This is a genomic window from Arhodomonas aquaeolei DSM 8974 (assembly GCF_000374645.1).
Classification (GTDB): domain Bacteria; phylum Pseudomonadota; class Gammaproteobacteria; order Nitrococcales; family Nitrococcaceae; genus Arhodomonas; species Arhodomonas aquaeolei.
In genome coordinates, this window is record NZ_KB894807.1 from 25058 (window position 1) to 44972 (window position 19915).

Genomic DNA, 19915 nt, shown 5'->3' on the forward strand with positions numbered 1-19915 from the left:
CCCGGTTACCCATCGACCCGCGCAGGGCTCAGGCCACCATGGCCGGGGGGCCGCCGGTCTCCCGGCGGGCGCGGTGACGCTCCCAGAGCTTCTCGTGGAAGAAGAACGCCACGGTATTGCACATCGGCTCGATCAGGCCCACCAGCCCGCCGACGGCGAGGCTGCCCGTCAGCATGTAGACGACGCTGACGGCGATACTGAAGTGCATCATGGCGAAGGTCAGCGTCTTGATCATGGCATTACCCTCCGGGACGGGTGTTCGATGCGTTCATTTAAATATTAGTGATTCGCATTTATATTTACAATCGAAGTTCCCTTCCCTTTCGATAGCCACCATCTATTCAACCCGGTTCGGGCCGCCCGCTGCGCTCAGGCCAGCCCTATCCCGACCGCCCCCAGCATCAGCGAGACCACCGCGCCGGCGGTAAGGTGATCGCGCAGCCGGCGGAACCAGCCCGGGAAACCGTCATCACCCCAGCCAAGACGCTCCACCGCCCGCCAGCCCGCGAGGGCCGCGGCCAGTACCACCATCCCGGGGAGCGGCGGCAGGAGCACGCCCGGCCAGGCCAGCAACGCGGGGACCACGGAGAGCGCCATCCTCGGCGGCGACGGCGCCGGTGCGGCCACCGCCATGCCCCAGTGGACCGCGCCGACGAAGCTCAGGATCACCGCGGCGTAGCCGAGCAGCGCCGCCGCCACCGTCGGCCCGCCCCCGGCGAGCAGCGCGATCGCCCCGGCCGCGAAGGGGATGAGGCCGCCGTAGCCGCACGCCGCGGCCACCGCCGGCATCCGCGTGTCCAGCGTACGCAGTCGCGCCGCCGCCTCGATGCCGCCGGCGAACCGCCGGTCCACGAACACCAGCGGCAGCGTGGGATGGTCCACCGCCTCGCGCAGGGCGCGGTAGCGGGCCCTCGCCGTCTCGTCGCCCATGCCCAGGACCACCTCCGCGCAGTCCGGCCCCAGCCGGGCGGCGGCGTCCCCCAGCGGGCCCAGGTCCGTTATCGGCGAGCGCACCACCACGACCCGGGCCCTGCCGGTGATCTCGTCCATCCACGCCGTGTCGTTCATCGTTCCGGCCTCGTCACTGCCCGATTACTGTCCTATCATACCTATACATTACCGATACAAATATGGAACACGCCATGCAGCGACGTGCCGCCCTCCTCGCCATCATCATGTCTGCGCTGCTCGTCACCGCCTGCGCCGGGCCGCAGCCGCGGGACTACGCCGACACCGGGCCCCGTTTCGACCTCGCCGCGTTCTTCACCGGCCCGGTGCGGGCCTGGGGGATCTTCCAGGGCCGCGACGGTGAGGTCCGCCGGCGCTTCACCGTGGACATCGAGGGCCGGATGGAGGGCGACACGCTGGTGCTCGACGAGCGCTTCCGCTACGCCGACGGCGAACGCCAGCAACGGGTGTGGCGCATCGAGCGCGTGGACGCGCACCACTGGCAGGGCGAGGCCGGGGACATCGTGGGCACCGCCGCGGGCTCGGAATACGGCTTCGCGCTCAACTGGCGCTACACCCTGAAGCTGGCGGTCGATGGCACGGAGTGGCAGCTCGCCTTCGACGACTGGATGTACCGCATCGACGAGGACACGGTCATCAACCGCGCGCAGGTGTCGAAATGGGGCTTCAACGTGGGCGAGGTCACGCTGTTCTTCAGAAAGGGGGCGTCGTCGTGACGCGGCTCGCGGCGTTCTGCCTGGCGCTGGCGCTCGCCGTCCCGTTCGCCAACGCGGCGCCGGTGCTCGAGCACGGCGCGCGGTTCGAGCGCACGCAGCAGACCGAGGCGGGGCGGCTGCGCCTGGCGGGCACCGGCGTGGCGACCTACCGGGTGCTGTTCACCGTCTACGCGGCGGCGCTCTACGTCCCGCCGGGGACGCCGTCGTCACAGGTACTGGACGACGACACCCCGCGGCAGCTCGCCATCGAGTACTTCTACGACATCAGCACGGCCGACCTGGTGCGCGCGGCCAATACCGTGCTGGAGCGCCAGCTGGACGACGCCACCCGCCGCGAGCTGGCACCGGCGATCCGGCGTTTCCACGCCCTGTACAAACCGGTCAGGGAAGGCGACCGCTACACCATGACCTACCGCCCCGGGCACGGCACGCGCCTGGCGCTCAACGGCCGGACCCTCGGCAGCGTGCCGGGGGCGGCGTTCGCCCGGGTCTACTTCGGTATCTGGCTGGCCGACGGGGCGCTGTCGGCGTCACTGCGCGCGGACCTCACCTCACGCCTGCCGCCCTCCGGCTGAGACGGACACCGGGGGGCGGTCACCCCCGCCCGGAGGCGGCATCCCCGCTGCTGCCGGTGTCCTCCTCCCCGTCCCCGCCCTCGTCCTCTTCATCCGCACCCGCATCGGCCACCAGGTCCGCGTTGAGGCGCTTGCGGGGATTGAGGCCGAGGCGGCGGAGCTGCTCGACCTGGCGTACGAGGTTGCCGCGCCCGTCCACGAGGCGCCCGCGGGCGGTGTGATAGCTCTGCTCGGCGCGCTGCAGGTGGGTGCCGACCTCGTCCAGGGCCTCGACGAAACCCACGAACTTGTCGTGGAGCTGGCCGGCGCGCTCGATGATGCGCTCGACATTGCGGTTTTGGCGCTCGTACTGCCAGATCCGCTCGATGGTCTTGAGCACGGCGAGCAGCGTGGTCGCGCACACCGGGATGACCCGGCGCTCCATGGCCCGGTCCACCAGGCCGGGATCCGCCTCCATGGCCGCGAAGTACGCCGGCTCCACCGGCACCCACATGAGGATGTAGTCCAGGGTACGGTTCTCCGGCAGGCGCTCGTAGCCCTTGCCGGCGAGCTCATCGATGTGGCGGCGCACCGAGCTCACGTGGGCACGCAGCTGCTCCTCCCGCGTCGACTCGTCCTCCGCGTTCGCATAGCGCTCGTAGGCGGTCAGCGAGACCTTGGAGTCGATGATCACGTCGCGCTGCTCCGGCAGGTGGATGACCACGTCCGGGCGCAGGCGGCGACCGTCGCCGTCGGTGTACTGGGGCTGGATCTCGTACTCCTCGCCCCGGCGCAGTCCGGCGGTCTCCAGCAGCCGCTCCAGGACCAGCTCGCCCCAGTCGCCCTGGTACTTGGTGTCACCGCGCAGGGCGTTGGTGAGGGCGCTGGTCTCGCTGACGATGCGCGAGATCTCGTCGCGCAGGGTGTGGCGCTCCTTGCTGGCCTCGCGCACGTCCCGGTGCAGGCCCTCGATCTGCTCGCGGAACGGGCGTAGCAGGTGGGTGAGCTGCTCGCTGCTGGTCTGGCGGAAGGCCTCGCTCTTGTGCTCGAAGATGCGGTTGGCGAGGTTTTCGAACTGTTCGCTCAGGCGCTTCTCCGCGTCCGCCAGGCTGCGCTCGCGCTCGGCGAAGGCCCTCTGGCGCTCCTCCGCTTCGGTCTCCATGCGGCCGATGCGCTCGCGCAGCTCGCCGGCCTCGCGGGCGTGGCGGTCACGCTCGCGGACGGTCTCGTCGTAGCCCTCGCGCAGCTCGGCGACACGCTGCTCCAGCGCCTCGGCCCGGCTGGCCAGCGCCGCGTGCTCGCGCTGCAGGCGGTCGCGCTCTGCCACGTAGGGCTGCAGACGCTCGCACTCCCGCTCCAGGGCCTGGCGTTCACCCTCGCGGGCCGCGAGATCCTCCCGCAGGGCGTGCTCGCGGGCCTCCGCCTCGGCCAGCGCGCGGCGTGCCCGGCGCCCCCCGAGCAACGCGGCGGGCAGCACGAGCATCGCCGCGGCCACCGCGGCGGCGACGGCCGCCACCGTCCACTGCGCTGGCGTCCACGAGGCGATCCCGGCGAACAGGGCGTCGACGCTCATGCGTCGTCCCCGCGGTCAGCGGCGTCGCCGCTGTGTGCCTCGCCGGCCTCGGAGCACACCCGCCGGGGCTTGCCCCCCGGGCCGCGCCGGATCTCCTGGGGCGCCCCGCAGACCGGGCAGACCAGCGAATGCGAGCCACCACCGGCGACCCGGCCCGCACCGCGGCCGTGCCCGCCGCGGCGGTTGTAGACGGCCCCGCCGGCGGCGGCGATCAGCCAGAGCACCAGCCACACCGGGGCCAGGCGCGCCAGCACGCCCAGCACCGCACCGGCGTCGCCACCGGGGTCCGGCAGGCCCTCGTGACCGAAGACCAGGAAGAGGTAGCCGGCGACGCCGACGATCACGAAGGTGTACACCGGCACGCGCACGCGTCGTTCGCTCATGTCATCCCGCTTTCAAGATTCATCCCGTAACATACTAACCGGTTCACGGGAGACGCCACCGTCAGGGCACCCGTGACCGCACGATACGCCCCACGCCCGCACCGGAGGAACGCAATGACCGCCACCACCACCGTCGACGCCCTGCTCGAGCGCTACGACGCGGTGCTGCTGGACGCCTACGGCGTGCTCGTCACCGGCGACGGCGCCCTGCCCGGCGCACCGGCCCTGGTCGGGCGACTGACCCGCGAGGGTCGGCCGTGGTACGTGGTCACCAACGCCGCCTCCCACGTGCCTGAGCACCTGGCGGAGCGCTTCGCGCGCCTGGGCGTGCCGGTGCCCGCGGAACGGATCATCAGCTCCGGGGCGATGCTGGCGCACCACCTCGTGAGCAACGGCCTCGCGGGACGGCGCTGTGCGGTGCTCGGCCCCGCCGGGAGCGCGGATTACGTGCGCCGCGGCGGCGGCGACGTCGTCGCCCTGGAGGACGACTTCGACGTACTCTGCGTCTGCGACGAGGCCGGCGGCGACTTCCTCGCCGACGCGGAGGCCGCCCTGAGTGGGGTCTGCCGGGCCGTGGACACCGGGCGCGACGTCACCCTGCTGCTGACCAACCCGGACGTGATCTACCCCACCGCCCCTGGGCGTTTCGGCTTCACCGCCGGTGCCCTGGCGCTGCTCATCCAGCGCGGCCTGGAGCTGCGCTACGCCGCGCCGCCCCGGTTCACGCCCCTGGGCAAGCCGGAGCCGGTCATGTTCCGGCGTGCGCTGGAGCTCGCGGGCACGGCCAACGCCGTGATGATCGGCGACCAGCGCCATACCGATATCCTCGGCGCCCACCGCGCCGGTATCGACAATGCCCTGGTCGCCAGCGGCGTCGCCTCGGCGGACGCCCACGATGACCTGCCGGCACCGGACTGGCTGCTAGCCGGGCTCAGCTGAGCCCCGGCAGGCGCATCAGCACCAGCGCGATCACCACGGCACCGGCGAGCACCGGCAGCGACCAGGCATGAAAGCGCCACCACAGCCCGGGCGCTCGCGCGAGCCGCAGGGCAATGAGGTTGGCCATCGAGCCGACGGCCAGCCCGAACCCGCCGACGTTCGCGCCCCAGGCGAGCCGCCCCCAGTCGTCCGTGAACGCCGCCAGGAACAGCGTCGCCGGCACGTTGGACATCCCCTGGGAGGCGGCCACCGCAGCGGTGAACGCGCCGCCGGGCAGTCCGAGCAGCCAGCGCGCGGCGGCCGCCGCCCCCGGCAGGCGCGCCAGGAGCGCGAGGTCGAGGAACATGAGGACGAACACGGCCAGCGTCGCCCAGTCCACCCGCGCCAGCACCCCGGCCCGCGTCACCGCGATCACGGCAATCACCGCCAGCGCGGCGGCCAGCGCGAAGCCCGCATCCACCAGCACCAGGAACACCGGGTAGACGGCCAGCGCCACCGAGAGCAGCGTCCGGTCCACTCCGGCGGCCGGTGGCGTGTGCGCGCCAAGCGCGGCACGGGGAAACGCCAGAGGCACCAGCGCGAGCAGCATCGCGGTGAGCGCGAGCCCGAGCGGTAGCAGGGTGGCCGTGAAGGCGGTGAAGCCCGCGTCGGCGTGCTGCCAGAGGAAGAGGTTCTGCGGGTTGCCCACCGGGCTGGCAGCGGAGCCCGCGTTCACCGCGAGGGCCTCGAAGACCACCAGCCGCGCCACCGGCAGCGGCGTCATCAGGCCGGCGGCGAGGGTCAGCGGCACGACCACGAACAGCGCGATGTCGTTGGTGATCACCGCGGCGAGCAGCGCGGAGACGGCCACCAGCACCGCCGCCAGGCGGCGCTGGTCCCCCGCCCGGGCGAGCAGCCAGCCGCCGGCGCGGGCCAGGCTGCCGCTGTCCTCCAGCGCCCGGCTGAGGACCATGAGCCCGGCGAGCGCGGCAATGGTGTACCAGTCGACAAGCGCCGGGAGACAGGCCGCCGGTATTCCCGTCACGATAACCAGTGCCGGTGCCGCCACGGCGAGCGCCACCAGCAGGCGCTCACGGCGCAGCCACGCCCGGGCGCGGCTCATGCGGGGCTGGAGTCGCGCTCGTCGGTGTCCGCGGCCGCCTCGCCCATGGCGGCGAAGAACGCCTGGACCTGGCGGAAGCTCCGCGTCAGCGGCATCGGCGGGAGGCTGTCGAGGAACACCCGCCCGTAGCCCTTGGTCACGACGCGGTTGTCGCCGATCACCAACACCCCCTTGTCGGAGGCGTCACGGATGAGGCGGCCCACGCCCTGGCGCAGGGCAATCACCGCCTGGGGGAGCTGGAAGTGGGCGAAGGGGTTGCCCTCGCCGGCACGCAGCGCCTCGATGCGCGCCTGGGTGACCGGATCGGAGGGCGAGGCGAAGGGCAGGCGGTCGATGATCACGCAGGACAGCGCCTCGCCACGCACATCCACACCCTCCCAGAAGCTCTGGGTGCCCAGCAGCACCGCATCGCCGGCCTCGCGGAAACGCTCCAGCAGCCGCGCCTGGGCCGCCTCGCCCTGGACCAGCAGCGGATGGTCGGTGCGCTCGCGCAGGTACTCGGCGGCCGCGCGCAGGGCCCGGTGGCTGGTGAACAGCACGAACGCCCGGCCCCGGCTCTCGCGCAGGGTCCACTCCACCATCACCAGGAAGCGCTCGAGGTAGTCCGGGGCGTTCGGCGGCGGCAGCTTGCCCGGCACGTAGAGCAGCGCGTTGTGCTCGTAGTCGAACGGACTCTCCAGTCGCAGGGTCTGCGGCTCGCCGAGCCCGAGCCGGGCAATGTAGTGCTCGAAGCGCCCGCCCACCGACAGCGTCGCCGAGGTGAACACCCAGCTCCCCGGGTGCTTGGCCATCTGCTTGCGGAACGTGCCGGCCACCTCCAGCGGCGTGAGCCGCAGGATGAACGACTGCTGGTGGGTCTCGAACCACTGCACCTGCTCGTCGTCGTCACCGCCTTCGAGGAAGCTCCCGAGGGCGTCCTGGAGCTCCGCGGCCCGGCGCCACACGCTCTCCACCCCCTTGCCGCGCTGGGCGTGGGGCGCGAGGTGCTCGTGGAGCCCGGCCAGGCGCTCGCGCACGGTGGCGACCGCGTCGGTGACCGTCTCCTCGCCGGCGATGCCCGCCCAGGGCTCACGCCGGCCGGCGCTGCCGAGGGTGAGGCGGAAGTCCAGCACCGCCTTCTGCAGCGCTTCGGCGGCATCGGCGATGTCCGTGGCCTCCTTCGCCTCGCGAACCTGCTCCACGCGGGCGTCACGGGCCAGCTCCACGAGCTGGCGGCTGCTCACGGACAGGCCGAAGAACTGGGCCGCGGTGTCCGGGAGCTGGTGCGCCTCGTCGAGGATCCAGGCGTCGGCGGCGGGGAGCACCTCGCCGAAGCCGCCGTCGCGGACCGCCCAGTCCGCCATCAGCAGGTGGTGGTTCACCACCACCACGTCCGCCTCCTGGGCCCGGCGGCGTGCCTCCATGAGGTGGCACTCGGCGTGGAACGGGCACTCCTGGCCGAGGCAGTTGTCCGGCGTGGAGGTCACCTTGCCGAGCAGTCCGCCCTCGATCCCGGCAACCGGCGCCTCGGCGAGATCGCCGCTGCGGGTCTGGCCGGCCCACTCACGGATGCGCTGGAACCGCGAGGCCTCCTCGCGGGAGTCGAACCGTCCCTCGGCGGCGGCGGCCTCCATGCGGTAGAGGCAGAGATAGTTGCTGCGGCCCTTGAGCAGCGCGCGGCGCACCGGGTGCTCCAGCGCCCGCGAGACCAGCGGGAGGTCGCGGTGATAGAGCTGATCCTGCAGCGTCCGGGTGCCGGTGGAGACGATCACCTTCTGCCCGGAGAGCAACGCCGGGACGAGATAGGCGAAGGTCTTGCCGGTACCCGTGCCCGCCTCGGCCACGAGCACACCGCCCTCCTCGATCACCCCGCCCACGGCCTCCGCCATGGTCTGCTGCTCGCCGCGGGGCGAGAAGCCGTCGACGGCCCGGGCGAGCGCGCCGTCACCGCCAAGGGCGTCACGGGCGTGGGCGCCGATCACTGCCCGCCCCCGAGCTCACGGGCCCGCGACGCCGCCTCGCTGGCCCCTTCGGTGTCGCCGTTCATGCGCCGGCAGGCGGCGATGAGCCGCCAGTTACGAGCCATGAGCCGGCGATCATCGGTGAGCTCACTGGAGCGCCGGGCGAGCTGGATGGCCTGGTCGCAGCGGTCCTGGCGGTAGCGCACGACGGCGAGGTTCTGCCAGACCGCGGCGTTGTCCGGGGCGAGCCGCACGGCGCGTTCCAGGACATCCGCGGCGCGATCGTTGTCGCCGGCGGCGGAGGCGGACGCCGCCTTCGCCACCAGCCCGCGCACCGCCGGGGGCAGGGTCTGGCCGCCGCCGGCGGGCGGCGGCTGCGCCCGGCGCTGCTCCTTCGGCGGCGGTGCCGGCACGCTCTCGCCCGTGCCGCCGCCCGGCGGCGCGGTGGAACAGGCGGCGAGGAGGACGGCCAGGAGGGCGGCCGCGAGGAGCGCTCTTGCGGACATGTCGGGGTTCTCCCTGCTCGGCGGCGGCGTCAGTCGACCAGCCCGCGCAGCCACGCCCCGGCCCGTTGGACCGCATCGCCGCGGCGCGCGCACGCGGCACGCTCGTCGGGCTCGGCGCCACGCGCGTAGGGCAGTTGCACGGCATCCGGGCAGTCGGCGCTCGCCAGCCGTCCGGTGTCGGGATCGATCCAGACCTGCTCGATCCCGTCTGGCATGCGCGGGTTCAACGGCTTGTAGGGTAACGCAGCGAAGAGCTCGGCCCATACCGTGAGTGCGCCGGTGGCCCCGGTCAGGCCGGTCCGCCCGTTGTCGTCCCGCCCCACCCAGACGACGCCGAGGCGGTCGGCGGAGAACCCGGCGAACCAGCTGTCACGCAGGTCATCGGTGGTCCCGGTCTTGCCCGCGACGCCCGGGCCGGCGCCGAGCCAGCGCTGCACCCCGCGCCCGGTGCCTTCCCGGACCACCCGCTGCATCGCGCGGCGCAGCAGATACATCGGCACGCGCTCGACCGTGCGCTCGACGGTCAGGGGGTAACGGCTGAGGACCGCCCCGTCCCGCGTCATCACCGTGCGTACCGCACGCAGCGGGGTCTCGTAGCCACCGGTGGCGATGGTCTCGTAGACCCCGGCCACCTCCAGCGGCGTGTACGACACGGCACCGAGCAGCAACGAGGGGTAGACGGTGTCCGGCAGCGAGCCGCCGAGGCGCGAGAGCGTGTCCGCGACCGCGCGCAGACCGAGGTTCAGGCCCAGGCGGACGGTGGGTACGTTGTAGGAATGCGCCAGCGCCGCCCACAGCGGGACGTCCCCGTGGCGCTCGCGGTCGTAGTTGCGCGGCGTCCATGTCTGCCCGTCGGCACCCTGCACGGTCACCGGGCGGTCGCGGATCACGCTGCCGAGGCCGTATTGCCCCGGGCGCTCCAGCGCTGTCAGGTACACCGCAGGCTTGACCAGCGAGCCGATCGGCCGGGCGGCATCGAGGGCGCGGTTGAATCCCGGGAAGCGCGGGTCGCGCCCGCCGACCACTGCCTCCACCTCACCGGTATCCACACCGACCACCACGGCCGCGGCCTGGGTATCGTCCTTCCAGTCCCGGGTGCGGCGAATCACCGCCTGCTCGGCGGCGTACTGTACCGACGGCGCCAGGGTGGTGAAGATGCGCAGGCCGTCGCTGTTGAGATCCTCGCGGCGGTAGTCCCGGGAGAGGTCGCGGCGGACCAGATCCATGAACGCCGGGTAGGCCGTGCGCGCCTCCGGCGGGCTCTCGTGGACACCGAGCGGTTGTTTGCGTGCCCGGGCGACGGCGTCGGCGTCGGCGAATCCGCCCTCGGCCATCACGTCCAGCACCAGGTCGCGGCGTTTGCGCGCGCGCTCCGGATGGCGCCGCGGGTCATACCACGACGGTCCCTTCACCATCGCCACGAGCAGCGCCTGCTCGGCGAGGTCGGTGCGCTCCAGCGGCTTGCCGAAGTAGAACCGGCTCGCCAGGCCGAAACCGTGGATGGCGCGGTCGCCGTCCTGACCCAGATAGACCTCGTTGAGGTAGGTTTCGAGGATCGTACGCTTGTCGTAGTGCCATTCCAGCAGCATGGCCATGACGGCCTCGTTGGCCTTGCGCCAGAGGGTACGTTCGTTGCTCAGGAACAGGTTCTTCACCAGCTGCTGGGTGAGCGTGCTGCCGCCCTGCACGATCTCGCCGGCACGGATGTTGGCGACCGCCGCGCGCAGGATCGCCAGCGGCGAGATGCCGAAGTGCTCGGTGAAACGCCGGTCCTCCACCGCGAGCAGTGCGGCAACCAGGCTGCGGGGCATGTCCGAGAGCGCCATCGGCTCGCGGTCCGCGCGCTGGCCCGGGTAGACGCTACCGATGCGTGCCGGGTCCAGCCGGAACAGGTCCAGGGCATTGCCGTCGGCATCGCGCAGCCGGGCGACGCGGCCACCGTCGAAGGTGACACGGATGCGGCGCTCGCCGGCGCGGCCGTCGGGGAAGCGGAAGGCCCGGCGATGGACCTCGAAGGTCGCACCGTTGCGGCTGTAAGAACCCGGCGTCTTCGGCTCGCGCACGCGCTGGTAGTCCGCGGCGGCGAGCTCCCGGGCGAAGGCCTCGGCGTCCAGGGCCCGCCCCTGGTAGAGCTCCAGCGGCCGGGCGTAGACGTCCGCGGGCAGCGCCCACTGGCGGTTCTCGAACTCCGCCACCACCCGCTGGTTGAGCCACCAGGTCCAGCCCGCGCCGGCCACCACGGCCAGCACCACGGCGAGCAGCAGGCCACGCCGGAGCAAACGTGCGACCGGGCCACGCTGCCGACCCCGACGACCGTTGCCGCGGCCGCCCTTGCTGCGCTTGCGCGCCGCCATGCTCAGCGCCGGCGTGCCGGCCAGTTGACCAGCACGCCCCCGACCCCGACCAACACGAAGGCGGCCAGCGTCCAGACCGGGATGCTGACCCCGAGGAAGCGGTCCACCTGCGCACACTCACCGGAGCCGGTGAGCACCATTTGCAGCGCCTGTGTGAGCGGGAAGGTCTCGAGCATGTAGCCCAACCCGGGACCGCAGGCCGGCACCTGGTCCGGCGGCAGTGACTGCAGCCAGAGCTGGCGAAGCGCGAGCCCGACGCCCAGCGCCGCGGCCAGCAGCGCGAGCACGGCGTAGACGCGACCGCCCCAGCGCCGCGGCGCGTGCAGGCCGGCGACGAGCAGCACCAGCCCCAGGGCGACGAAGGCGATGCGCTGGAAGATGCACAGCGGACAGGGCTCCAGGCCCTGCACGTACTCCAGGTAGACGGCGAAGGCTAGCAGCCCGGCGCAGAACGCGAACCCCACGAGGTTGAGGCCGCGGCGGTGATCGACGAGTGTTGTGGTCATGGACGGCAACCGGATCCGACAGTGGTGACGAGGTCCGCATGGTAGCAGACCGCCGCCTCACGACGTTCCTCGGGCGGCCGCCATACGCTAGAGTATGGTTGCGACGTCGCCCCCCGGCGACAGCCCTCGGACAACACGGCAACGGAGGCGGGCATGATCCCGGTATTCTGGCTCCTGGCGTTCCTGGCACTGCTCGGCACACTCGCCTATCGGCGTGCGTCCCTGAGAGCGGCCACGGCGGCCGTCGCCGCCTACCTCGTGGTGTTCACCCTCCTCGGCCGCCACGCACCGGGCTGGGACGTCCTCGCGTGGGCCGTGTTCGCGGCGGTGGCGGCGACGCTGAACAGCGTCCGACTACGGCGGCGGCTGATCAGCGAGCCGGCATTCGCGCGGGCGGCCACCGCGATGCCGACGATCTCCGAGACCGAGCGCATCGCGCTGGATGCGGGCACGGTATGGTGGGACGCGGTGCTGTTCACCGGCAGGCCGGACTGGGACCGCCTGCTGGACTACCCGGCACCGTCGCTGAGCACCGAGGAGCGGGCGTTCCTCGACGGCCCCTGCGAGACCCTGTGCGCGATGGTGGACGACTGGGAGGTGACCCACGAGCGCATGGACCTGCCGCCGCAGACCTGGGCATACATCCGCGAGCAGGGCTTTTTCGGGCTCATCATCCCCCGCGCCTACGGCGGCAAGGGCTTCTCCGCCCAGGCCCACTCGGCGGTCGCCATGAAGCTCGCCAGCCGCAGCGGCGACCTGGGCTCCACGGTGATGGTGCCGAACTCCCTCGGTCCCGCCGAGCTGCTGCTGCGCTACGGCAGCGACACCCAGCGCGATTACTACCTGCCGCGGCTCGCCCGCGGCGAGGAGATCCCCTGCTTCGCCCTGACCGGGCCGCTCGCCGGCTCCGACGCCGGCGCCATCCCCGATACCGGCGTGGTCTGCCACGGCGAAGTCAACGGCGAGCAGGTGCTCGGCCTGCGCCTCAACTGGGAGAAGCGCTACATCACCCTCGGCCCGGTGGCGACCCTGCTGGGCCTGGCCTTCCGGGCCCGCGACCCCGAGGGCCTGCTCGGCGCGCCCGGCGAGCTCGGCATCACCCTGGCACTGATCCCCACGGACACCCCCGGGGTGGAGATCGGCCGGCGCCACTTCCCGCTGAACGCGGCGTTCATGAACGGACCCAACCGCGGCCACGACGTGTTCATCCCGCTGGGACAGGTGATCGGCGGGCGTGAGGGCATCGGCGAGGGCTGGCGCATGCTGATGAACTGCCTCTCCGTGGGGCGCTCCATCAGCCTGCCGTCGGCGGGCACCGCGCAGGCGCGCATGGCCGCGTGGACCACCGGTGCCTATGCCCGGGTGCGCGTACAGTTCGGTCTGCCCATCGGCGAGTTCGAGGGCGTTCAGGAGGCGCTCGCACGGATCACCGGCAACGCCTACCTCACTGAGGCCGCCCGCGCCCTGACCGCCACCGCGGTGGACCAGGGCGAGGCGCCGGCGGTGCTCTCGGCAGTGGTGAAGTACCACCTCACCGAGCGCGCCCGGGCCTCGGTCACCGACGCCATGGACGTCCACGGCGGCAAGGGGATCTGCCTCGGCCCGAACAACTACCTCGGCCGCGCCTGGCAGACCGCGCCCATCCCCATCACCGTGGAGGGCAGCAACATCCTCACGCGCAACATGATGATCTTCGGCCAGGGCGCGATCCGCTGCCATCCCCACGTCCTCGCCGAGATGCGCGCGCTGCACGACGGCGACCGCGCGGGCTTCGACCGCGAGCTCTTCGCCCACGCCGGCTTCACCCTGTCCAACGCCGCACGCTCGCTGATCCTCGGGCTCACCGGCGCCCGCATCGCCGGGACCCCGGAGAGCGCCGAGACCACCCGCGACGAGTTCCGCGCCCTGTCCCGCTACGCCGCCGCCTTCGCCCTGTGCGCGGACGCCGCCATGCTCTCGCTGGGGGGCACACTCAAGCGCCGCGAGCGGCTTTCGGCGCGGCTCGGCGACGTGCTCTCGCTGCTCTACCTGGGCTCGGCGACCCTCAAGCACTTCCACGACGACGGCTCGCACCGCAGCGACCTGCCGGTGGTCCGGTGGGTCATGGCGGAGACCCTGGCGCTGATCGAAGCCCGCCTGGACGCGGTGATCGCCAACCTCCCCGCTCGGCCGCTCGCCTGGCTACTGCGGGGACTGCTCTTCCCGCTGGGCCGACGTCGGCGCGGGCCGGACGACGCCCTGGGGCGTACTGTGGCCGCGGTGCCGATGCAGCCCGGCGGCGCGCGGGACCGCCTGCTCCGCGGCATCTACCGCAGTGCCGACCCCGGCGAGGCCACCGGCGCGCTGGAGGACGCCCTGCAGCGCACGGTGGCGGCCGCGCCGCTGGAGCGGCGACTGCACGACGCCCTGCGCGCCGGGACCCTCAGGGTCGACACGGACGGCGACGATATCGCCGCGGCACGGGCCGCGGGACTGGTGGACGACGCCGAGGCAGAGAAGCTGAGAACCGCCCGGCGGGCCCGCCGGACGGTGATCGACGTGGACGACTTCGATCCCGGGGCGTTAGGGAAACGCTGAACCGTTCCCGCGTGCCCGACGGCATCAGTCGGTGCAGGGGCGGCCGGCGGCCGCCCCTGCGGCTCACCAGCCGCCGTGCATCCCGCCCCAGGGCATCGGGGCCTCGCGCAGCTGCTCGCGCTGCTCGTCGGTGAGCAGGCCGGTGAGCTCGTTGCGCAGGCGCACCGCCTGGGCGATCTGCTCGCCCTGGAGATCGGCCATCTGGTCGTGGAGATCACGGATCCGGGCGGGATCGGGCTTGTCCCCGGCCATTGCGGCGCGGAACTCGTCCATCAGCGTGCCCATCTTCGCCATCCGCTCGTAGGCGGCCTCCCGGTAGGTACGGCGCAGCTCGAGCATACGCTCGCGCTGCTCGTCGCTGAGGTCCAGGGCCTGCAGCCAGTAGCCCATGCCACCGGCCATGCCGCCACCGCCCATCATCGGGCCGCCGTACATCATACCCATTCCGGCGCCGTAACCGCCCATCATCATGCCCGGGCCGCCGTGCATCATGCCCATGCCGGGGCCATAACCGCCATACGGGGCGGCACCGCCCATCATGCCGGGACCGTAGCCGGCACCCGGGGCGCCACGCCCGCCCATCATGGAGGGCATACCGCCGGCGCCGTTGTGCCACATGGGCATATCATCGTCAGAGCCGCCGTGGCCGGCGGCAACGCCGGCCACACCGAGGGCCGCGGCCATCGTCACAGCAAGCAGTGGTGTCTTGTATCTCATCGGTGTATTCCTCCTGAAAACCGAGCCATTCGATCAGCGTTGGCCATGGGTGGCGTACACCCGGGTACCACCCGCCCCGTCGAGCGCCAGTACCTGATAACGCTCGGAACGGCCGGGCACGTCCATCCCCGGGGCGCTGAGCGGCATCCCCGGGACGGTGAGACCGCGCACGCCGTCGGGCGCGTCCGCCAGGACCCGCCGCACGTCCCGCGCCGGCACGTGCCCCTCGATCACATAATCGTTGATAAACGCCGTATGGCAAGAGGCCGCCTCCCGGCCGATGCCGGCGGCCTGCTTGATCTCGTAGAGGCGGGCCTGGGTGACGTCTTTCGCCGCCACCTCGAAGCCCGATTCGCGCATGTGGGTTACCCACGCCTCGCAGCAGCCGCAGGTGGCGGTCTTGTAGACGGTGACGGGTGCGGCCACGGCGGCCGAGCTCCCCAGCACCGCGGTGACGAAGGCCATGGCAGACAGCATCCGGCGTGCACGCCCGCGCACCCGTACGATTCGATGATTCATGTTGAAGACTCCGTTTCGATTCGCTGAACGGCGACACCGGCACCTGGAACGGCGGCGACCGGGTCGGATAATCCGGGAGGAATCAGCCGCGGAGCGCGGGGGGACGGTAGTGGGGATCGGTCCAGGCCGCACGCAGCGCCGGGACCGGCGCCCGGACGGGCGCCACCGCCCGCGCGAACGCCGTCAGGGCGGAAACGGGGGAACGGGAGATGACCGCGGCCTGCGGGCACGTCGGGCATTGCTCCGGGGCAACGGTCATGCAGCCGCCGGTATCGGCGTCCGCAACGCTCCGTGCACAGGGCGCCTCGTTGGCGGGCACCCGCACCGACGCGACGCCGACGCCGCCGGAGGCAAGCGCCAGAACGAGCATCACGAGCAGTGAACGCAGCAGGACGGTCATGGCAGCAAGGTTACCACCGGGGACAGGGCGCGCCCATCCCCTCGGCAGCACGACCGGCACCGGCCCGGCAGCCGGCCTGTCTATCCGTCACCCTCGCGCCTGGAGGGACACGGCGCACCACAGGGCGCGCAGGCGCTCTCATCGAGCTGGGAATAGCTGGTTTCCACCCCGCCCTGCCCGCTGTTGAGCGCGAACGTCGCCGAGTTGATATGGTCGGCAAGGATGAGCACGAGCAGCCCGAAGAGGACCGCGAGCACCCGCCACCGGCTGTAGTCGCGTCGCTGTGTCATCACCGCCCCCTCAGTTCTCGAGACCCATCCGGGGCCGCAGCCGGATACCCAACAGCGAACCCGCGAAGGCGCAGGCGAACCAGATCCAGCCGTGCAGGCTGGCCGAGGCGATGCCGCTGAACATCGCACCGATGTTGCAGCCAAAGCCGAGCCGTGCCCCGTAGCCCATCGCCAGACCGCCGAGCACCGCGGAGGCCACCGGCCCGGCGGACAACCGCCGCCGGCTGGCGCGGTTGAAGCGCCCGGCCATGCCGGCGGCGAGCATCGCGCCGAGAAGCAGCCCGAAGTCCATCACCGAGACGATGTTCACCAGCAGGCTGTCTTTCAGCGCCAGCGATGGGTAATCCCAGGTCCAGAATTCCCAGTGGGCCATGTCCACGCCCACCGCCTGGAGGATCTTCGCCCCCCACAGGCCGAAGGCGAAGGTGATGCCCCAGGGGTAGCCGGCGACCACCAGGGTCGCGAGGTTGAGCACCGCCAGCGCCACCGCGCCCCAGAGCAGCGGCCAGCTGCCCTTGAACAGGGTCGCCGCCCAGCCGTTCTCCGGCCGGCGCAGGATCACCCGGTCCACCGCGCCGTGATGACGGCGCTCGATGCGCGCGAACCACCACGCCAGCGCGGCCAGCACGGCAAGCTGCAACGCCACCGCGGGGACCACGCCCAGGCCGGTGACCAGGTTCACCGGGTCGAACCCGGGCTGGTCCAGCCACCAGGGCAGGTGCATGGTGCCGAGTACGGAGCCGGCGATGAACGCCGCCAGCGTGATCACCATGCGCACATTCCCCGCGCCCACCGTAAACAGCGTCCCGGAGCCGCAGCCGCCGCCGAGCTGCATGCCGAAACCGAACAGGAACGAGCCCACGACCAGCGACGTGCCCACCGGCGCGAGGGTGCCGCTGATACCGGCGAGCCCGAGCTCCCCGGCGAAGCCGAGCACCGGCACGATCAGCACGGTGGCGATGCCGAGCAGCAGCATCTGCGCACGCATGCCGCCGCTGCGGCGCTTGGTTACCAGGTTGCGCCAGCCGGCGGTGAAGCCGAAGGCCGCGTGGTAGAGCGCGACGCCCAGGCCGGCACCGATGAGCAGCAGCCAGAGCCGGTCGATCGGGGCCTCGAGCCAGATCAGCGCGCCGAGCAGTGCCAGGCCGGCGAGCGCGGTGGCAACGACGAAGCCATCCACCCGGCGGGCGCCGTCGACGGCGGCGGCCCCCGGTGAGGTGGTGGCGGAGGTTGGATTGACGCTGGCCATGGTCAGCCGCCGAAGAAGTCGAGGATCCGCGCCAGGCCCTGCTTGGCGACCTGCACCGGGTGCGACTCGTCAGCGGTCCACTCCACCATGGAACCGTCGTAGAGGCCGACGTTGTCTTCGCCGCGGACCTCGGAGAGCGCAAACCAGGTCGTCGACGCCCAGTGGCCGGTGTTGCAGAAGCTCACCGGGCGGCGGTCGCCATCCAGGGAGACGTCACCGAGCACCGCGTCCACGCGGTCCTGGTCGAAGCGCCAGACGTCGCCGCCGGAGAGGAAACGCTGGTGCTGGATGTTGACCGCGTCCGGGATGGTGCCGGCCACCCGTGCCTCGGGATGCTTCTTGTCACCCTTGAAGTAGTCCGACGGCCGCGCGTCCACGAGCTGGATTCCGCGGGTCTCCGCGTTCTCCACGTCCCGCGTGGACACGACCATGCCCTCGCGGAAATCCGCATCGAAATAACCCGGCTGGGGAGAGACGGTACCGGTCGCCACCTCGTTGCCCGCCGCGACCCAGCCGCGATAGCCGCCGTTGAGAATGGTCACGCGGTCGTGCCCGAGCACGCGGAAGGTCCAGTACACGCGGGCGGCGCTGCCGAAGTCCGTCGGGCCCGTGCCGGCAGGGACGATCACCACCGTATCGCCGTTGTCCACGCCCAGCCCCCCGACCAGGGACTCCAGCTCGCTGACGGGCGGCAGCTTGCCGACAACGCCGTCCTTCGTCACCCGCCAGGGATGGCTGGTGTAGCCGGCGTCCACCGAGCCCGGGATGTGGCCGTCGGCGAAGGCGACCTCGTCACCGCCGTCGATCGGGCTGCGCACGTCCAGCACCGCGACGTCCGCGTCGCCCCGGTGACCGGCGAGCCAGTCCGGACCGACCAGCGGCGGCACTGCCGCGGCCGCCACGCCGCCGGCGAGCAGTACGGCAAGGGCCACGCCGGCCCTGAACATGTTCCTGATCATTGCAGTGACTCCACGAAACCGGTATCTGGATGCGCGTATTCAAATATACTCAAAGGGATTAAGCAACCCCATTTTTATACCCAATACGCATTATCCGTGTCCGCGGGTCATGGGATGGCGCAATGCCCACCCCTCAAATTTTTCTTATGGTGCCGATAACATGTGCGTATAGGAATAGAACATACGCCGGGATCGGCGACACTGATGAGGAAGGGGACAGGCATGCGCTGGTTGCGTCGAAACGATGCGGCGGAAGCCGCAGAGGAACGCCCGGGAGAAGGCGGCGAGCAGGAGCTGATGCAAAGGATTGCCGAGCGGACCGGCCGTCTCGGCATCGAGCTGGTGGATATCGCCGGCTCGGTGGAGAGCGTCAGCGCCCATGTCGATCATGAGGCCGGGGAATTCTCGCGCCTGCGCGAGCTCGCCGACCGCCTCGCGGAGAACAATGAGACCGTGCGCACGGCCGCACACACCACGCAGGAGCTCGCCAGCAACGCAGCCTCCGAGATGGAGGATTCGCGGGCGACCATCGAGCGCTCCATCGATGACATTCAGGAGCTCGCAGGCACGGTCACGGAGACCAGCAGCGAGCTCTCCAGCCTCGACGAGGCCCTGAACCGGATCAGCGAGGTCGCCCGGGGGATAGCGGCCATCGCCAAGCAGACCAACCTGCTGGCGCTGAACGCCACCATCGAGGCGAGCCGCGCCGGGGAGGCCGGCCGCGGCTTCGCCGTGGTCGCCGAACAGGTCAAGCAGCTCGCGGACCAGACCGGCGATGCCACCGGCGAGATCGACCACACCCTCTCCGACCTGGGCGAACGGGTACGCAACCTCGTCGCCCGCGGTGAGGCGAGCCATACCCAGGCCGAGCGGGTGACCGAGGGCGCCCAGACCATCCGCCAGGTCATCAACACGATGACTGACACGGTAAGCAACGTCGATGCCCACGCGCGCGAGATCAGCACGGCGGTCGGAGCCATCGACGAACACTGCGGCGAGACCGTCTCCGGGCTCAACGCGCTGACCGACGAGGTCAACGGTTCCGCGGAGAACCTGCGCCAGACCAACGAGCGGGTCCAGCGGCTCCTCGGCATTACCGAGGAGATCGTCAATATCACCTGCGAGAGCGAGGCGGAGACCCCGGACCACCCCTACATCACCACGGCGCAGGAGACCGCCGACGCGGTGAGCCGCGCCTTCGAGGCGGCCGTCGCCGCGGGGGAGATCAGCGAGCGGGACCTCTTCGACCGGGACTACCGGCCTATCGACGGGACCGACCCGCAGCAGTACCTCAGCCGCTACACGGAGTTCACGGACCGGGTGCTGCCGCCGATCCAGGAACCGGTGCACAACGGCGACGAGCACATCAGCGCGTGCTGCACCACGGACGACCACGGCTACATCGCCACCCACGCGCTGCACGTCTCCCACGCGCAGCGCCCGGGCGAGCCCCAGTGGAACGCGGCCAATGCGCGGAACCGCCGGATCTTCAGCGACCGGGTCGGTCTCGCCGCGGCCCGCAACCGCAAGCCGTTCCTGCTGCAGGTCTACCGCCGGGACATGGGCGGCGGCGAGTTCCGGCTGGTGCGCGACGCCTCCGCGCCGGTGACGGTCAACGGCCGCCACTGGGGCGCGGTTCGCGTCATCTATCGCCTGTAGCGG

20 protein-coding genes are annotated in these 19915 nt (G+C 71.7%); 5 read left to right on the forward strand and 15 right to left on the reverse strand.

Annotated features, from left to right (window positions below; translation table 11 throughout):
- Positions 1 to 28 precede the first annotated feature (28 nt).
- Positions 29 to 235: a DUF2061 domain-containing protein gene (locus tag C516_RS0109495; RefSeq protein WP_018718144.1), complete on the reverse strand. Its 207-nt coding sequence runs from the start codon at positions 233 to 235 to the stop codon at positions 29 to 31.
- Positions 236 to 369: 134 nt separating this feature from the next.
- On the reverse strand, positions 370 to 1068 hold the full coding sequence (locus tag C516_RS20495) for a DUF3429 domain-containing protein (protein ID WP_018718145.1): 699 nt from the start codon (positions 1066 to 1068) through the stop codon (positions 370 to 372).
- 74 nt (positions 1069 to 1142) lie between these two features.
- Between C516_RS20495 and C516_RS0109505 the strand changes: the two genes are divergently transcribed.
- Entirely contained in the window at positions 1143 to 1685 is a 543-nt protein-coding gene (locus C516_RS0109505; protein WP_018718146.1) for a DUF3833 domain-containing protein, read from the forward strand.
- Positions 1682 to 2260 carry a chalcone isomerase family protein gene (locus C516_RS19190; RefSeq protein WP_018718147.1) on the forward strand — a complete coding sequence of 193 codons (579 nt, stop codon included), beginning with the start codon at positions 1682 to 1684 and terminating at the stop codon, positions 2258 to 2260. The genes C516_RS0109505 and C516_RS19190 overlap by 4 nt, the downstream gene beginning before the upstream one ends.
- 19 nt (positions 2261 to 2279) lie before the next feature.
- Here C516_RS19190 and C516_RS19195 read toward each other — a convergent pair whose 3' ends face one another.
- Together C516_RS19195 and C516_RS0109520 are read right to left on the reverse strand one after the other, a co-directional pair.
- Positions 2280 to 3812, reverse strand: a complete 1533-nt coding sequence (locus tag C516_RS19195; protein WP_018718148.1) for a DNA recombination protein RmuC — start codon at positions 3810 to 3812, stop codon at positions 2280 to 2282.
- Positions 3809 to 4195, reverse strand: coding sequence for a hypothetical protein (locus tag C516_RS0109520; protein WP_018718149.1), 387 nt, complete (start codon positions 4193 to 4195; stop codon positions 3809 to 3811). The genes C516_RS19195 and C516_RS0109520 overlap by 4 nt, the downstream gene beginning before the upstream one ends.
- A 114-nt stretch (positions 4196 to 4309) precedes the next feature.
- Between C516_RS0109520 and C516_RS19200 the strand changes: the two genes are divergently transcribed.
- Entirely contained in the window at positions 4310 to 5134 is an 825-nt protein-coding gene (locus C516_RS19200) for an HAD-IIA family hydrolase (protein WP_018718150.1), read from the forward strand.
- Here the strand turns inward: C516_RS19200 and C516_RS0109530 are convergent.
- Genes C516_RS0109530 through C516_RS19210 form a run of 5 tightly spaced genes read right to left on the reverse strand, consistent with a single transcriptional unit; the run spans position 5127 to position 11542 of the window.
- Positions 5127 to 6236, reverse strand: coding sequence for an SLC13 family permease (locus tag C516_RS0109530; RefSeq protein WP_018718151.1), 1110 nt, complete (start codon positions 6234 to 6236; stop codon positions 5127 to 5129). The genes C516_RS19200 and C516_RS0109530 overlap by 8 nt on opposite strands.
- Positions 6233 to 8197, reverse strand: coding sequence for a DNA repair helicase YoaA (gene yoaA / locus C516_RS0109535; RefSeq protein WP_018718152.1), 1965 nt, complete (start codon positions 8195 to 8197; stop codon positions 6233 to 6235). Before yoaA ends, C516_RS0109530 begins: the two co-directional genes overlap by 4 nt.
- On the reverse strand, positions 8194 to 8682 hold the full coding sequence (locus tag C516_RS19205; protein WP_018718153.1) for a tetratricopeptide repeat protein: 489 nt from the start codon (positions 8680 to 8682) through the stop codon (positions 8194 to 8196). Before C516_RS19205 ends, yoaA begins: the two co-directional genes overlap by 4 nt.
- A 29-nt stretch (positions 8683 to 8711) precedes the next feature.
- Complete coding sequence (gene mrcB / locus C516_RS0109545) at positions 8712 to 11036, reverse strand: penicillin-binding protein 1B (RefSeq protein WP_018718154.1); 2325 nt, start codon at positions 11034 to 11036, stop codon at positions 8712 to 8714.
- Positions 11037 to 11038: 2 nt separating this feature from the next.
- Positions 11039 to 11542, reverse strand: a complete 504-nt coding sequence (locus tag C516_RS19210) for a disulfide bond formation protein B (RefSeq protein WP_018718155.1) — start codon at positions 11540 to 11542, stop codon at positions 11039 to 11041.
- A gap of 153 nt (positions 11543 to 11695) precedes the next feature.
- Here C516_RS19210 and C516_RS0109555 point away from each other — a divergent pair, with 153 nt between their 5' ends.
- On the forward strand, positions 11696 to 14119 hold the full coding sequence (locus tag C516_RS0109555; RefSeq protein ID WP_018718156.1) for an acyl-CoA dehydrogenase: 2424 nt from the start codon (positions 11696 to 11698) through the stop codon (positions 14117 to 14119).
- A gap of 63 nt (positions 14120 to 14182) precedes the next feature.
- Here C516_RS0109555 and C516_RS19215 read toward each other — a convergent pair whose 3' ends face one another.
- From C516_RS19215 to C516_RS0109585, 6 genes are all read right to left on the reverse strand, one after another.
- Positions 14183 to 14836 (reverse strand): Spy/CpxP family protein refolding chaperone, encoded by a 654-nt coding sequence (locus C516_RS19215; protein ID WP_084594159.1) that lies wholly within the window; start codon positions 14834 to 14836, stop codon positions 14183 to 14185.
- 33 nt (positions 14837 to 14869) lie between these two features.
- A complete protein-coding gene (locus C516_RS0109565) occupies positions 14870 to 15355 on the reverse strand; it encodes a DUF411 domain-containing protein (protein ID WP_018718158.1) in 486 nt (161 codons plus the stop codon).
- A gap of 82 nt (positions 15356 to 15437) precedes the next feature.
- A complete protein-coding gene (locus tag C516_RS0109570) occupies positions 15438 to 15755 on the reverse strand; it encodes a hypothetical protein (RefSeq protein WP_018718159.1) in 318 nt (105 codons plus the stop codon).
- An 80-nt stretch (positions 15756 to 15835) separates the two neighbouring features.
- On the reverse strand, positions 15836 to 16045 hold the full coding sequence (locus C516_RS0109575) for a hypothetical protein (RefSeq protein WP_018718160.1): 210 nt from the start codon (positions 16043 to 16045) through the stop codon (positions 15836 to 15838).
- A gap of 10 nt (positions 16046 to 16055) precedes the next feature.
- Positions 16056 to 17294 carry a YeeE/YedE family protein gene (locus tag C516_RS0109580; protein WP_018718161.1) on the reverse strand — a complete coding sequence of 413 codons (1239 nt, stop codon included), beginning with the start codon at positions 17292 to 17294 and terminating at the stop codon, positions 16056 to 16058.
- Positions 17295 to 17296: 2 nt separating this feature from the next.
- Entirely contained in the window at positions 17297 to 18253 is a 957-nt protein-coding gene (locus C516_RS0109585; protein ID WP_018718162.1) for a sulfurtransferase, read from the reverse strand.
- A gap of 204 nt (positions 18254 to 18457) precedes the next feature.
- On the opposite strand from C516_RS0109585, the gene C516_RS0109590 reads away from it, so the two are divergent.
- Complete coding sequence (locus C516_RS0109590) at positions 18458 to 19912, forward strand: methyl-accepting chemotaxis protein (protein ID WP_156831192.1); 1455 nt, start codon at positions 18458 to 18460, stop codon at positions 19910 to 19912.
- The last annotated feature ends 3 nt before the right edge of the window (positions 19913 to 19915 follow it).